At 43.1% G+C, this 14853-nt stretch carries 11 protein-coding genes; 4 read left to right on the top strand and 7 right to left on the bottom strand.

Translation table 11 applies throughout. The annotated features are described in order from the left end of the window. Positions 1–299: 299 nt before the first annotated feature. Complete coding sequence (locus tag CTT30_RS03350; protein WP_252036035.1) at positions 300–1403, bottom strand: GGDEF domain-containing protein; 1104 nt, start codon at positions 1401–1403, stop codon at positions 300–302. A 291-nt stretch (positions 1404–1694) separates the two neighbouring features. Between CTT30_RS03350 and CTT30_RS03345 the strand changes: the two genes are divergently transcribed. Next, complete coding sequence (locus tag CTT30_RS03345) at positions 1695–3416, top strand: sensor domain-containing diguanylate cyclase (RefSeq protein ID WP_252036034.1); 1722 nt, start codon at positions 1695–1697, stop codon at positions 3414–3416. A gap of 21 nt (positions 3417–3437) precedes the next feature. Here CTT30_RS03345 and CTT30_RS03340 read toward each other — a convergent pair whose 3' ends face one another. The 3 genes from CTT30_RS03340 to CTT30_RS03330 all read right to left on the bottom strand — a co-directional run bounded on the left by CTT30_RS03340 (position 3438) and on the right by CTT30_RS03330 (position 7927). After that, positions 3438–4847 (bottom strand): amino acid kinase family protein, encoded by a 1410-nt coding sequence (locus tag CTT30_RS03340; RefSeq protein WP_252036033.1) that lies wholly within the window; start codon positions 4845–4847, stop codon positions 3438–3440. Positions 4848–5221: 374 nt separating this feature from the next. After that, a complete protein-coding gene (locus CTT30_RS03335) occupies positions 5222–5566 on the bottom strand; it encodes an ATPase (RefSeq protein WP_239867349.1) in 345 nt (114 codons plus the stop codon). Positions 5567–5575: 9 nt separating this feature from the next. Further along, positions 5576–7927, bottom strand: coding sequence for a S8 family serine peptidase (locus CTT30_RS03330; protein WP_252036032.1), 2352 nt, complete (start codon positions 7925–7927; stop codon positions 5576–5578). A 549-nt stretch (positions 7928–8476) separates the two neighbouring features. Between CTT30_RS03330 and CTT30_RS03325 the strand changes: the two genes are divergently transcribed. Further along, positions 8477–9241, top strand: coding sequence for a 1-acylglycerol-3-phosphate O-acyltransferase (locus CTT30_RS03325; protein WP_252036031.1), 765 nt, complete (start codon positions 8477–8479; stop codon positions 9239–9241). On the opposite strand, the gene CTT30_RS03320 is transcribed toward CTT30_RS03325, so the two are convergent. After that, the gene (locus tag CTT30_RS03320; RefSeq protein ID WP_252036030.1) at positions 9238–10209 is read right to left on the bottom strand and encodes a chemotaxis protein CheV; all 972 of its coding nucleotides are present in this window, start codon (positions 10207–10209) and stop codon (positions 9238–9240) included. The genes CTT30_RS03325 and CTT30_RS03320 overlap by 4 nt on opposite strands. Positions 10210–10803: 594 nt before the next feature. Between CTT30_RS03320 and CTT30_RS03315 the strand changes: the two genes are divergently transcribed. Beyond that, entirely contained in the window at positions 10804–11355 is a 552-nt protein-coding gene (locus tag CTT30_RS03315) for a hypothetical protein (protein ID WP_252036029.1), read from the top strand. Here the strand turns inward: CTT30_RS03315 and CTT30_RS03310 are convergent. Both CTT30_RS03310 and CTT30_RS03305 read right to left on the bottom strand, forming a co-directional pair. After that, on the bottom strand, positions 11352–12329 hold the full coding sequence (locus CTT30_RS03310) for an ion channel (protein WP_239837477.1): 978 nt from the start codon (positions 12327–12329) through the stop codon (positions 11352–11354). The genes CTT30_RS03315 and CTT30_RS03310 overlap by 4 nt on opposite strands. 93 nt (positions 12330–12422) lie before the next feature. Then, on the bottom strand, positions 12423–13319 hold the full coding sequence (locus CTT30_RS03305; RefSeq protein ID WP_252036028.1) for a LysR substrate-binding domain-containing protein: 897 nt from the start codon (positions 13317–13319) through the stop codon (positions 12423–12425). A gap of 43 nt (positions 13320–13362) precedes the next feature. Here CTT30_RS03305 and CTT30_RS03300 point away from each other — a divergent pair, with 43 nt between their 5' ends. After that, on the top strand, positions 13363–14676 hold the full coding sequence (locus CTT30_RS03300; RefSeq protein WP_275658417.1) for a D-amino acid dehydrogenase: 1314 nt from the start codon (positions 13363–13365) through the stop codon (positions 14674–14676). Positions 14677–14853 lie beyond the last annotated feature (177 nt).

The raw sequence follows: 14853 nt of genomic DNA, 5'->3' as shown, positions 1-14853 counted from the left end.
TAATAGAAATACTCACCTAGTGTTGAAGTGAGTAACAAAAAAATAAATGTAAGACACACGAATTTGCTGGTACTAGATTTACTTTCTTACTTCCTCCTTTCTGTAAGAGTGTAAATATGAGTCCCAGCTATTTTTTATTGCGACTCATTAAGCAAAGAACGATATAGGAGAATAAAATGAGCAGGCTAACTTAGCCTATCGTTATACCAAGTGAAGGCCATAAATGTTCTAGGCGAGTGCGATTGCTCACTCGCCGGTGGTCAAAACCAACTTCTATTTAACCAAAAATCAGACAGGCCTCATTTTTTAGCAACCACACACTTCAGTGGCTGTTTTTCCGACTCTTCAGTATGCCTTTTTTTCTTTAAATACATATCTTTATCTGCACGAATAAGTGTATCAGTGTTTGAAGTATAATGTTTGGGACCAGATTGAGCGACCCCAATACTTAAAGAGATATCGTTACGTATGGTGTGCAAGTTTTCCATTAACCTAGGAATATAATTCAGGCTTGCATCATCTTTAGTACAATTAGGCATGACAACAACAAATTCATCTCCCCCCATACGAAAACACAAATCAACGCTCCTTGATACTCCTCGCATACTATCAGATAGTGCGACTAACACACTGTCACCATCTTCATGGCCATGCTCATCATTAAACTCTTTGAAATCATCAACATCAATATAGAGCAGCGAAATCGGCTCATCCCTCTGTTGGGCATCCGAAAACAACCTGCTTGAAAACTCATCAAATGCTCTTTTATTGTACAAGTTGGTTAGAGGGTCTAACCGAGTCATTTTTTTAAGGCTTTTGGTTCTTTCTTGAACCAATGACTCTAGATCATTGACGTACATATTGGATTTGTTCTTTTCAATTTCGATTTCATTCATCATGCTTCGAATGTAAGTATCAAAAACATAAGACACATCAAACTCTATTAATCGCTCTAGAATGTCACTCAGCTCATCAGCGTAGCTTTGATCATTAATGTTCTTTTTAATGGTTTCTGAAAGCGTGACTTTCAAATAATTAACGGCGGATAGATACAGTTTAGGATCGACACCAATTCGCTTGTGCACGAGCCCAATGCGCAAACGATGCTCAACATAGTCTAAGTCGATCTCTTTGTTAAAAAGATCTGTAATATACTGTCTCAGCGCTGACATCAGGCGCTGTAAGGTTCCAGAATCACCAATCAAGTTTTGTACATCTGGCGTGTGCGTTTGATGCTCATAGAATTGGTTCACAATTTTATCCAACTCTCTGCCAATCATGTTTTTTATTGTTCTAATCTCATTGAGATCATCCGAAGTAAGTCGAAAAAGCTGAAGCCTTTGACTGAGCTCTGTTTCAGATATCTTTTGCTGCTCAACTAACGATTTGTCCGTTATTCTCATAGTTCTTCCATTAAATGTTTCACCTAGCCTTTTCAATTATGAGCTCAATTTCACATTTTTTCCTCATATACACCGATCATTTACCATTTACAAAAATGATAGGTATACGGAAGCCACTAGGAGAACGGAAAAAGAAGCATAAAACTTTCTTGAGAGTAACGACTCCCCAAATACGCACCAACTCACTTATTCCATTAAATTCATACACTAACATTTTATTGATTAATTTGTTAATAGCAAACACAACTTCTAAGCTTAATTGATATGCAGTAGAAGCTTGAGAATGACACTATGCCTATCAATAAAACGTATAAGCCCACTGGTATTGGCATCAGGCAAAAAATCACCGTTATTTTACTAAGTATTATTATGCTTTCTTTGATCATTACAGGATCGGTTTATCACTATAAAAGCCAAGAATCGATTGAAATGGTTGTCGTTAACCACCTTAAAACCGTTGCGAATAATAAAAGAAATGCGGTTTTTCAAATTATCAAAAAATACCAAGAACGCATTGCATTAATAAGCTCAAGAACACAATTGAGAATCGCACTAAGTAAATTAAAGCAATCTGAAACAAGTGATGAGAGCACAGCACATGTCCATAAAATATATAAAATAATCACGGATGCTAAAGCATCGATCAAAAGTATTCAGAACATCATAGTGACCAACGCAGATGCTCAAGTAGTCACTTCCTCTGCTAACATCCACGCCAACGGAGAAATCAAACGGCAGTTGCTTCCCGCCAAAGACAAGCGGTACGCCATAGCATTTAATCTAAATAAAGAAACTGATGTGACGACTTTGTTTATTTCACAGAGATTGCAGCTTGATGGGCACCTTATTGGGTACGCCATACTCGAAATGAATTTGAGTGATTTTTCTGTGGTCACAGATACCCAGTTTGGGCTTGGCAACTCAGAAGAGACAACTCTGGTTTATCAAAACCCAAATACGGGTAGTATTACCCCTATTTACCCAGTAGCTCTGACTTTAGGGTATGAGCAGGGTTCGTGGGTTGACCCTTTCGCCCTAGTGAGGCAGAAAGATGATGATATAACCACCTACATCGATCACAAAGGTCATGATGTACTCGCCGTCGCTTATGCATTCAAAGAGCTGAACTTAGGACTTGTGTACAAAATAGATCATGCCGATGCGCTTGGGATAATCAGTGAACAAAGGCAGTTTCTGATCATCTCTTCTCTGGCAACTGCACTCGTAGGGGGCATTGTTGTGCTCATCCTATCTCGAACGATCACTAAACCCATCATTGATTTAACTTACGTGGCATCTATGATTGCCAACGGTGATTTATCCCAAAGAATTCAGTACTTTACGAAAGATGAACTTGGAATGCTTGCTCAAGCTTTTAACCAAATGGCAGACAAACTCATCGATGCTAATCAAGTGCTAGAACAAAGAGTCAGTGAAAAAACCTTAGAACTATTCCAAGCCAATGAAAGCCTAGCCCGACTCAACAGAGATTTAGAATTACTGTCATTAAAAGATGCTTTAACAGGTATTAGTAACCGAAGAGCGTTTGATGATTTACTCGAAGAAGAGTGGAAAAGATGCCATCGAGACGGAACTTCCCTTGGCTTGATCATGATCGATATCGATTTTTTCAAAAAGTACAACGATAGCTTAGGTCATAGTGCTGGTGATGCTTGCCTCAAACAGGTTGCGAATCTCATTGACCAAGCCGTTCATCGAAACAGCGACATGGTCGCTCGGTATGGAGGAGAAGAGTTCGTCGTCTTACTGCCTAACACCCCCCTCGATGATGCGCTCTCTGTGGCACACCGAATTCAAGAAGCGATGGCCAGAGGAAAAATATTACACCCAGACTCACCCATTTCTTCACATGTCACATTAAGTATTGGACTGGGAGCCATCGTCCCTGAAAGAAACACATCACCTCAAGCATTTTTAGAAGCCGTAGACGCGACTCTTTATCTCTCAAAGGACAAAGGACGTAATACGATTTCAACAATACAGGATATCTAATACTGGGGCTGAAGCTAAAAATTAGTGATTGCGATCTGCGGTAGTATTTAAAAATACATCATGCAAAGCACATAGAGCCGCTCTGAACTGAACACTTGCCACCGCAAACTTTACGCTATTATCACCTTCAGTGTAATGAATATTATCAGGTAATATCCCTTGCATCTCTAGTGCTTGGCAGCCTAGGCGTAAAGTCTGCTCACCTGATATTTTCGCCCCCAAAACGGACAGTAAAGCCACTCGTTGAACGGTTAGTTCAGCGTTAGGTAAGCACTTTTTGGCTTGAGTCAATATCTTACCAAAATTAGACACCGAGCAATCAAAGTAATAACAGAGTGTTTCTCTCCGCTCATCATGGTGCAGAAGGTTAACATTGGGTAAGGAGAAAAGCTGATGTTTTAGATCAGCCAAATCCGAATTACCCTCGGTAAGAATTATTTTTAACACACAAACATCGTCTCTCCCTGTCACAACGTCCACTTTCTGCTCTGTTGAGCAATGGTCATGGCTAATAACAGTCCCCGGATGTTCAGGTTCAAAGGTGCATTTCACCTGCAAGTCAATATTCTCTTGGGAAAGCTCTTCAATGGCATCAGGATGAACAAGATCGTGAGACAAGGCTGACAGTTCATTGGCTACTTGATAGCTTGATTGCCCAATCGGGTTTACCAGCTCAGTACCAATTAAATCGGGATCGCCCGAACTCAGATGAGAACATTGATGTATCACCGCCTGTTTAGCTTCAGTTAATGCCGCTATTCTACTCAAGGTTAAATCACCGTAACGGCGATCATCATGACAAGTGTCACTCCTTTCACAAGATGCATAAGCGGTAACAACTGGAAGTTCGCAGTTTAAGTCTACCCCCTCTAAACGATTCCAAACTTGGCTATCAAGAGATTCACGCGGCTCATTAGGAGGGCCAGCTAAGTCGATGAACCGAGTTTGCACACCATGGCGCTTTGCCTTCAAGGCAGTATTGTAAGCACTATGAGCCTCACCTATTGATGCCAGCCGCTCTCGAACCGGCTGCCAATAGTATTGATGAGATGCATCATCTATCGGCTTCCTAGTAGATAAATAGTGGCGGATCCACTGACGAGTACAAGATACACGTTCCAAAATGAATTCATCCGCTTTTCTGCGTAATATGGGATCAGCGAATACACTCTCATTCACTAGTAATAACCTTTGAATAACACTGTCTAACTGACTTTCCCATTCCTCCCCTCCAGACAAAATATACTGATAAACCCCAGGCTCAAACGTACGATGATTTTCTAGAAGGGCGTCTGTAATTCCTTGGTAGGCAGGCACAACAAAAATACGGTTATATCTTGCTCTAGGCTCAGGTTTCAGAATGATATTATCCAAAACTGCATCAAACGCAGACATTGATGAACCACTCACTTTCTCTACCGTGTGGGACATAGTTTTCTCTCTTTATCTAAACCACACCTCAAAAATACTTAGAGGTCTAATTATTTATTATAACCAAAAACCACAAATTAACAAAAAAGCCTATTTTCAACGTAATAAAAGCCGAATTTATAATTTGAGCTATAAACAAAAAAGACAGAAGTTGAAACAGTAAAGCAAGTCAGAGTCACTGACTATCACTCATAGGATATGAAAATTCGATGAATAATAGGATGCGATGGAGAAAGAAGAGCAGCAACTCAGCCACCAAACGGTGAACTGACAAACGCTTCATAAGAATGCCAAGCCAGCTACACAATTGTAACCACTTTATTGTGTAAACAACGCCAGTAAAGCATAAAAAAGCGCCCCTTAGGGCGCATTGATTATTGTGAGTAAAGACGTCGGATAGGCTCTGGCTCTGTATAATCAATCAGCTCATTATCGTTTAGCTCATCGATTTGTTCCTGAGTCGCAGATACCACCAGCACCTGCTGATTATCTAAAACATCAACCACTTCAATATCATGAGAACGAAGAAGCTCTCTGGCCTGCTGCTCTTTGCCTTCATGATACTTCACAAAGAACCTTGGTTGCTCAGCAGCCTGTGCTGGTCTCTTTTCCACTGGGGGAAACGCCGGATTTCCTGCCATTGCATTGGCGGAGAAAGTCGCGACCAGTAGGCTGAGAGCGCCAACATAGGAAAATGATTTTAATCTCTGCTTCTTCATACTCATTCCTTATTGAAAAGATAGAGTCCAGCTGTTGATGCTGCCCGTATCTTGACTGGCATTGTCTACAGCACTCAGCTTCCATGTACCTTTCGACTCATACCCACTAAAGTTAGCCTGATAAGTGTTGGCAATGTTGTTGGCTGAACCACCCGCATTGTCATGCAAAACCACTTCATGGCCCGTTGGAGATGTCAAAGTAACACGCAAATCACCAATGTAAGTATGGCTGATGTCAAGTTCAACAGAAACGGTACCAGCATCACCAGAACGCAGTACGTCGAGTGTGCTCGTTACACCAGCACTGCTGTTATCTGGAATGGCGACTGCATCAGAGTTTGTGTAGCTAGATGGTGCCTGGCTACTAGAATCATTACCATTATGAGAAGCAACGAGTGAAGCGCCTGAGTAAGCGGAATAACCATAAACTAGAACTTCATAAGTACCAGCAGAAGTGACATTGAGAGAACAACTCTCACCGTTACCCTGCTCCCATGAACGGCAATCGTAAACACCGGTGCTAGGTGTACCATTGAAGCGAACATACATATCGGCATCGCCTGTGCCACCACTTAGAGTAAACGTCGCTTGGCTGGCATCGGCAGGAACATCGAAAGTGTAAACCGTGCTTGATTTACTTCCGCCAGACAGTGACGTTTTCGCGACACCATTCTCCAGAACTTTACTAAGGTCAACAGGGCCATTACAGCCTACATCCAAGTATGCCTTCGCAGCATCCGCATTCACTAGACCATAGCCAGTACGGTTATCACGGCCTTCTGAGTCGATGTCAGTTGCTGTCGCGGTCAGTGCCTTACGTACTTGTTGCGCTGTACACGTTGGGTGGTAGCTCCATACTAAGCCTGCAACACCAGTGACATGAGGTGTTGCCATGGAGGTACCATTATAGTACTCGTAATCTTCACCCTTGGTGGTTTTGACTGTGACGGTTTGACCAAGCTGATTCGCCAGTTCTAGGCCGAACTCGCGGTCAACTGTAACGGAAACCATACGATAATCGTTGTTGTCATCCAGTACGAATGGGTTCTGTAAGCCTGACAGCTCCTGATTACTGTATACAATCGCAGCTTTGGCACCTGCGTTGTAACATGCCTTAACTGGGTTGATTTCTGGGCGCACGCCTGTTGCCTGATTATCAATACGCTCAGTCAGACAGATCTTGTCCGACATGTCACCACAGTTATAGCTGCCTGACGAGATATCACAAGCAGCAAGAGGGGCGGTAAACGTACCGGCAATCGGATCTGAGATGTAGTCGCCTGACTGGAGAATTTTACGATTGTGTGGAACGACACCACGATCGAAGTTACTCACTCCGTTAATCGTAATATCGGACAGTACACCCTCACCGACGGTCACAGTTGACAGTACCGCCACACCTGGTGCTGCAATATCTACCTGATCTGTTGCTTGAGAGAAAGCTGCATGATGATTTTTGTTATCCACTGCTGCAACGGACATCACAGCGTCATAAGAGGCAGGATAGCTGTGTGCAGTATTGCCTGAGTTACCTGCCGCAGCAATAAGTAGAACACCATCATCATAAATCGACTGAAGGGCATTTTGCTCAGTTCGGCTCGCTTGGCTACCACCGAGACTCATATTGACTACATCTGCACCGTTATCCGCACAGGTCTGGATCGCCTTCACTAAACTCGATGAATACCCCCACCCTGATTCATTGAACACTTTAACAATATGCAAATTCACGTTCTGGTTTGGCATCACGCCTTTGACGCCTTCGTTGTTAGCAATCGCTGCAATAGTACCCGCAACGTGAGTACCGTGAGCATTATTGTTACCCGGAGAACTCCATGATCCCGTACCACTGTCGTTAGTACCTTGTACACGGTTGCCGCTCAGGTCGTTATGACTGATGTCGTAACCTGAATCAATAATACACACTGTACGGTTGCCCGCATTGGAGTCACTTAATAATTGGGCATTCACCGCATTGAAGCCCCAAGGGGTAGTTTCACTTAATAAGTAACGTGGAGGATCCACCTCGACATATTCAACTTGGCTGTTTTCACGTAGTGCCGACAACTCACTGTCGTCTACTTCCACACTGTAAAGTGCTTGGTTACCCAATTTTTCAACTTTGCGCGCTTTCACTTCATCTAATACCGCTTCACGCGCTTTCGATGGTGCCACTGCTGAGCTCGCCATTGAGAAAGGTGCAGGTGACTCTTCTTTAAACTTGACTATATATTTAGTCGGCAAATCAGCCTCGTTAAAGCCAGTTGGCAACGCTGCGAACGCAGACGTAGCACCAGCCATAGCCACGGTAATTGACGATAGGACGAATATTCCTTTGGTTTTATTTATCATGTTGTGCATTTGCTCTGATCCTTTTTGAGCTATTTTTATTCACTTTATCTCCATGAACAGTCATCTTTTATAACTACTCAAGAGAGCCCTAGCTATAAATCACGCTTATAAAACATCCAACATTTTATAAAACAAAACCTTCATAAACAGGCAACAAATCAATTAAACAACAGTATTAGTAAACATACTTTGGTTAATAAAAAACCTTAAAAAGCAATTAGTTAATAACAAGAAGTGCATTTAAAATTGGTTTTAATGATTGATTATTTACCAACAAGCAGAAGTGATAGTTTTAACATTTGTTAAAAAACAAAACATCAGAAAAACAGACAACTTTAATTTTGATAATTTAATCATTATAAGGAGTTCGGAAATTGGTATCTGGCAACCGTTGTCCACAGGAATGGACTGAGCTTTCAGAGAAGGTAACTTTTACACTTGATAGAAGCTTTTACGTATTTTTTGTTGCAATTGAGTTAAATAGAATGAAGACTCTAGATTAAACTGAATGATTTACATCGGTTTGATAACGCATGTGCATTTAAAGAGGAAAGTATTTTGCTTGGTATTATTCGTCTGACCTTGGCTGCAATTTTTATTGTCTTTACCACACTATTTGCTTTGATCTATTGCTTATTCAGCCCAAGAAACCCAAGGCATGTTTATTTCTTCTGCCGCTGGTTTAATCAGCTACATAAACTTGTCGGCCTCAAACTGATACAACGTGGCTTAGATAGAGCTCCAACACCAGCCAATAGCGTTTATATCTCTAATCATCAAAGTGTGTACGACTTTGTCACAGCGCCGGGGATGCTTCGCCCAAGAACCGTCACTCTTGGCAAAAGAGACTTGCTCTGGCTCCCTTTCTTCGGTCAACTTTACTGGATCACTGGCAACATACTGATTAACCGAGAGAACAAATCTCAAGCACGCGATACGATCAAACAAGTCGCAGAAGCGATTCATCAACGCGATCTGTCTGTTTGGGTTTACCCCGAGGGAACAAGAAGCAAAGGAAGAGGGCTGCTACCGTTTAAAACTGGTGCATTCCGTATGGCCATTGAAGCGGGAGTCCCCATCACGCCAATGTGTGTCAGCACTACCCATAACAAGATTGACTTAAATCGTCGTAACAATGGTGTGGTGATTTCTGAAATGCTCGAGCCCATTGATGTCTCTGGGTATAAAATCGAAGATGCACGAAAGCTGGCGGAGCATTGCCATACATTAATGGCAGCAAAAATAAAAGAGCTGGACAACGAAGTCGCCCAGCTTGAAATACAAAAGAATAAAGCGCTTTCAGAACAACAGCATAGTCATTAGAAAATGTATTGGTCCATCATTGCGACCATACGACCAATCTCTGGCTTAGTAATAGTGTCATTTGCACCTAAAGCCAGAGCTTTGGCACGGTTATCATCACTCATCAGAGAAGAGAACATAACTATCGGTAACTCTTTGTAAGCATCGGATTCACGTAAACGCTTCACCAAGTGCATACCGTCCATACGTGGCATCTCCACATCCGTCACTACCGCATCAACCAGTTCAGTCACAGGTAAATTTTCCTTCTTCGCGACTTCGGCAATTTCCATTAACTTCTCATGTGCCTCACCACCATCTTTACATGCGATGATGTTATAACCCGCCGAGCTTAATGTGTCCTGGATCAAGCTGCGGATAAAGGCCGAATCATCCACCACCATGACAGTCTTCGAATTACGCTTAGAAACCATTTTCTGGTTGAGATCGACACTTTTATCCACTTTGACATCGTATTTTTCCATACTCAGTTCTGGGTTGATGTCAGCGATGATCTTCTCAAAATCAAGGATCATTATCAGATTGCCATCTTTGCGCACGACTGCCACTACACAGTCTTGTTCGCCAGCTTCAAGAAATTGGCTTGGAGATTCGACATCATTCCATGAAATACGATGAATACGGCTAATGCTATCAATCAGAAAGCCGTTAGTCATGCGGTTGAAATCCGTCACAATGACAAACTTCTTATCTAAATCTTTGCTCGTTGGAACACCTAACCAGCCAGCAAGGTCGACCAGAGGAGTAAGAATATCTCGGGAAGAGAATACACCAACCATATGAGGCTGAGCATTGGGATAATCGGTCGTTTCCGGTACCTGAATGACTTCACGTACTTTGGCGACGTTGATGCCGTAATAACAGGTTTTTTTAGAGCCATCGGGCATCTGTTTAACTAAGTGAAATTCAATAATTTCAAGTTCATTTGTGCCACTTTCTGTAAGAATTGTACTGCTTGAAACGCTCATAGTTGATTTTACTCATTCCCGGTATCATTCACACTTACGTAGAGTGTTTCTCATCTACGTAACTACCTAATCTGCCGCCTCGGGATTTGTATTTTTCGTTAACGCGTGAGGCGAAAGTAAAACTATCTCATTTATCAATATAAATGCCAGAAGAATTCATCAATCTCATTGCAAGCTCTTGTGTGGCTCACACTATGATGAAGCATTGGTTACTATCCTAGTATAAGCCCCGAGTGGTGAACTTTCCTTAAACTAGAAAGAATTGCTCTTCTAAGCCTACAGTTACTCAGGCAAAATATTCATAAGCCTCTGTATCGACAGATAAACTCAATGTCTACATCACTATAGCGGCAATGTAATGCCAGAGTTGAATTAAATATCACGAAGGGAACACATTCTTCTACTGGTATATGAAATGTCCAAGATGTAGTGATTGCTCAGTTTTAAAACTAAAGTCAATTGATTAGGTTTCATCTTTCATATACCTTCCTTGAGCTAGTGAATCAATATGGAGTAGTCTTTTATCAAGCGCTCTACTTTGTACTCGATACACCATCAGAATGTAGATGCAATCATATTACCCCCTTAAAAGCGATGAATGATAAAATCTTACTCAATACCCCTCTTTACACTTTCTGCCACCAGCTTGATAGTGCAAACCTAAGTGACCTAGATCTAATAAAGGCCGATGCGAAGCAAACATGGCTAAGGAAAATTTCACTGCTGCAAACCCAGTTGAAAACCTTGCCTCACCTAGCTGGACAAGTGCTACTACGCCTGCCCATGGGAGCAAACCTTGAAGATATAGAGTCAATAGTGCTCTATCGTGGGATCATATTCGTTATTCGGATAGACATGGAAAGCGATAATTACCAGCCAAGCTCTATCGCTCAGGTTCATCTAGCTGCTCGCCAGCTTAAAGACCTCAACCAAGCCAACAAAGACAAGTATATAATTCCTGTATTATTGGCCGCAAAAGCACAGCCACAATCGGGTTCATTAGCGGCAACAGAAGACAGACTGTTTGACACTATGTGTGACAGCGGAGAGTACTTATCTGCAATGATCGAACATTTCGCCAACCAGTTTAAAGCGGATGAGATCGATGCTGAAAACTGGTTAGTACAACATTATCGTAGCCTCTAACGCGTCATTTTCTTCACGAAAACCACCACAAACAGCGCCATGGTAAAGCTGCCGAGGAAAGCTTCGAAGGCAGCAATAAACCTAGCGATTCCGACTGGGGAAATATCCCCGTAACCGAGAGTAGTAAAGGTCACTACGCTAAAGTAAAGCGAGTTAAGAAATTCAAATAGATAGAATTGCCAGCCACTAAGATCTTCATATATCGGGTGTGCGCCCGTAGTATCCAAAAAGAAATACGCCATGGCACAGACTAATATCAGAAAGATAGAAAAGCCGACCACCCGCATCGGATCTTCGCCATAACCGCAGAACAGATCGACCACTTTAGACACCACTCTACGGACACTCAACTTTGGCATTTGATATCGACGAAAACGCATCTCGCGTTTGAAGAAGTCTCCCGCCATCTCGAACAACCCCTGCTTCTCACATTGCTTGCGAATATTTCGACACACTTCCTCGGCTTCCTGATACAAGGATGCAACTTCTTTGTACTGACGCTTCTTGCGTGCCTGCTTAGCTTGTTGTTCTTGCTTGAGGTAGGTTCCCCACTCAACATTTTCCAGCTTCGCTCGACCAAGATCTGCTCCCAGTAAATTGCAGTCATCAAGCTTGGCACAATGCAGATTCGCACCTAACATCTTTGATTTCATTAACGACGAACCACGTAAATCAAGACCGAAAAAGTGCGCATCGGTCAGATCCGCTCGGTAAAAATCCACATTACGACATGAATAGCCTTCTTTACACCCTCGGTTAACCAAATTGATGTCTACCAAGTTTGTTCTTGCCAACTGAAATCCGTCTAAAGGTTTACCCGCTGCGGCCCATTGTTCAACCTTGTCTTTTATATCATCTTTGCTTTTATCGACTTTGGGATCATGCCAGTAACACAGTCCTGACTCACCACACGGTTGATCGCAGCACCAGCCATCAGGATTTTGATAGCTGCATTGGCCTTGTGTCGATTTCATATGCGCTGCCCCGTAAGCACGCCAGCAAGTGGAAACTTGCTGGCATTATTAAGTGTAGTGGGTGCATATACACTCGCAAACGCTATTTACAATTTAACTAATAACACTTTGTTGTTTCAGCCAACTTTTAAACAGCCGAGTATGCGGGTTGTCGACGTGAGTAATAATGAAATACCCCGCTCTGGCACGGATAGCTGGGAATGGCGCCACTAACCTGTGATGTTTTAACTCATCCCCCAATAGTGCCATGCGCGCCAACGCCACACCGACTCCGGCTTCAGCTGCAGACATAGCCATGTCGGTACGATTAAAGAAGTGCCCCTGATGGGTGTCAAACTCAAGCGAGTGCTCTTGGGCCCAAAATTGCCATTCATGATCTTTGGTCGATCCTTTCCATGGCATCGCATCATGGAGCAAGGTCACATGTTGCCAGCTCTGTGCACTCCCTGACACACTAAGATGAGCAAAGTGACGAAAATACCCTGGGCTCATTACTGGCAGCAAAGATTCCTCCATCAATAGCTCAGCGTCAGGCAACTTATAGGGTAATGGCCCGTAATCAATCGCGATATCGTAATCTCGGTTGTCGCTATCAACCAAGGCTCCCTCAGCAAACGTGTGGATCTGTATTTCAGGGTGTTGTTTCTGGAAATCTTCTAAGCGAGGCACCAACCACTTAAAAGCAAGTGAAGGGGTCAGCTTAAGTCGGATCTGCTTACTATCCATCACATGCGTAAGTTGGTAGATAGTATCTTCAATAGCCGCTAAATGCGGTGAAACTGACTCAACTAATTTTTGACCTTGATCTGTCAAGCGAATACCTCTCGCATGACGCTCAAACACGTCAAAACCTAGACGTTCTTCCGCCGACTGAAGCTGTTGGCTGACGGCACCTGTAGTGAGGTTAAGCTCACTGGCCGCACTGGTCAGGCTGTGGTGTCTGGCGACAATGCACACTAGATTGATTCCATTAAGCAGAGCTGATTTCATAAAGCTTTTAGTTTTTCTAAACAGTGATATTAATTCTTATAGATTGTTAACCAGATGTAAATCCAACATTCTTGAAAAAATTCCCCGTTTATGGAGTTGGAGTGTGAAAGTCGTCATTTTAGGCAGCGGAGTGGTCGGATTAACCAGCGCTTGGTATTTACAGCAAGCGGGGTGTCAAGTTACGGTGATTGATCGCCAACCACGCTCCGCAGAAGAAACCAGTTTTGCCAATGCGGGCCAGATCTCTTATGGCTACTCTTCACCATGGGCGGCTCCTGGCGTGCCCATGAAAGCCATAAAATGGTTATTAGAAGAGCATGCACCGCTAAAGATTAAGCCTAGCCTTAGCCCAGAACTCCTCCGTTGGGCTAGCCAAATGTTAAAAAATTGCCAGCTGGACAGGTATCGGATTAACAAAGCCCGTATGTTGGCGATTGCCAATCGTAGCCGAGAGTGTTTAGCGCAGTTAAACCAGCAATACGACCTCAACTACCAAGGGCGTACTCGAGGGACGTTACAAATTTTCCGTAACCGCAAGCAATTACTTGCAGTAGAAAAAGATATTGCACTGCTAGAAGAAAGTGGCACTCGATACCAGTTGCTGAATGCTCAAGAGTGTTTAGTGCAAGAGCCTGGGCTCGCCCACATTCAAGGAACACTTACCGGAGGTCTCTATTTGCCAGATGATGAGACTGGAGACTGCTATTTGTTCTGCCAACAACTGCAAGCAATGGCAGAACAAGCGGGGGTTGAGTTCATCTTCAACACCGAGATACATAGCCTCAACACACAAGGTAATCAGGTACTCTCAGTCAACACATCGCAAGGGGAAATTGCCGCAGACAAAGTTGTGGTAGCCATGGGCAGCTATTCAAAATCGCTTTTAGAGCAAGTTGGTATAGACATCCCACTCTACCCCGTCAAAGGTTACTCACTCACCTTGCCTATCATTGACGAAGCATTCGCACCTCAATCAACCATTATGGATGAGACCTACAAAGTGGCCGTGACTCGCTTCGAAAATCGAATTCGCGTCGCGGGCACCGCCGAGCTGGCTGGTTTTGATCCCGCCCTGCCGGATAAACGACTCGCTACGTTGAATCATGTTGTGTCTAACTTATTTCCGGATGGGACAGATTTATCTCGCGCAGATTATTGGACAGGCTTCCGTCCAATGACCCCCGACGGCACGCCGATCATCGGAAGCACATCAATAAAGAACCTCTTTACTAATACTGGGCACGGCACCTTAGGTTGGACTATGGCCTGTGGCTCAGCAGAGATCCTGACAGAAGTGATTACACAGTCAAATTATCACCAATATAAGGAGCTCAGCACGCATCGATACAACGAATAGTGTAAATACCTACAATCGATGACATTGACAGTACAAAAAACGAGCTACACAACTATAGCGCGCATTGTTAGTGCGCTATGGATTGGGTCATATCAATTCATTTTTCAAGCATTTTGAAACTACTCGCTACGATAACACTACTCGTTAACATTTATTTAGCATTTTGTGCCTAAGCTC

Source organism: Vibrio coralliilyticus, assembly GCF_024449095.1.
Lineage (GTDB): Bacteria > Pseudomonadota > Gammaproteobacteria > Enterobacterales > Vibrionaceae > Vibrio > Vibrio coralliilyticus_A.
This window is presented reverse-complemented; position numbering and strand designations above follow the sequence as displayed.

Bases quoted from the DNA above. Each gene is read 5' to 3' on its own strand.
- CTT30_RS03350 (WP_252036035.1), bottom strand. From the start codon at position 1,403: ATGAGAATAACGGACAAATCGTTAGTTGAGCAGCAAAAGATATCTGAA.
- CTT30_RS03345 (WP_252036034.1), top strand. From the start codon at position 1,695: ATGCCTATCAATAAAACGTATAAGCCCACTGGTATTGGCATCAGGCAA.
- CTT30_RS03340 (WP_252036033.1), bottom strand. From the start codon at position 4,847: ATGTCCCACACGGTAGAGAAAGTGAGTGGTTCATCAATGTCTGCGTTT.
- CTT30_RS03335 (WP_239867349.1), bottom strand. From the start codon at position 5,566: ATGAAGAAGCAGAGATTAAAATCATTTTCCTATGTTGGCGCTCTCAGC.
- CTT30_RS03330 (WP_252036032.1), bottom strand. From the start codon at position 7,927: ATGCACAACATGATAAATAAAACCAAAGGAATATTCGTCCTATCGTCA.
- CTT30_RS03320 (WP_252036030.1), bottom strand. From the start codon at position 10,209: ATGAGCGTTTCAAGCAGTACAATTCTTACAGAAAGTGGCACAAATGAA.
- CTT30_RS03315 (WP_252036029.1), top strand. From the start codon at position 10,804: ATGAATGATAAAATCTTACTCAATACCCCTCTTTACACTTTCTGCCAC.
- CTT30_RS03310 (WP_239837477.1), bottom strand. From the start codon at position 12,329: ATGAAATCGACACAAGGCCAATGCAGCTATCAAAATCCTGATGGCTGG.
- CTT30_RS03305 (WP_252036028.1), bottom strand. From the start codon at position 13,319: ATGAAATCAGCTCTGCTTAATGGAATCAATCTAGTGTGCATTGTCGCC.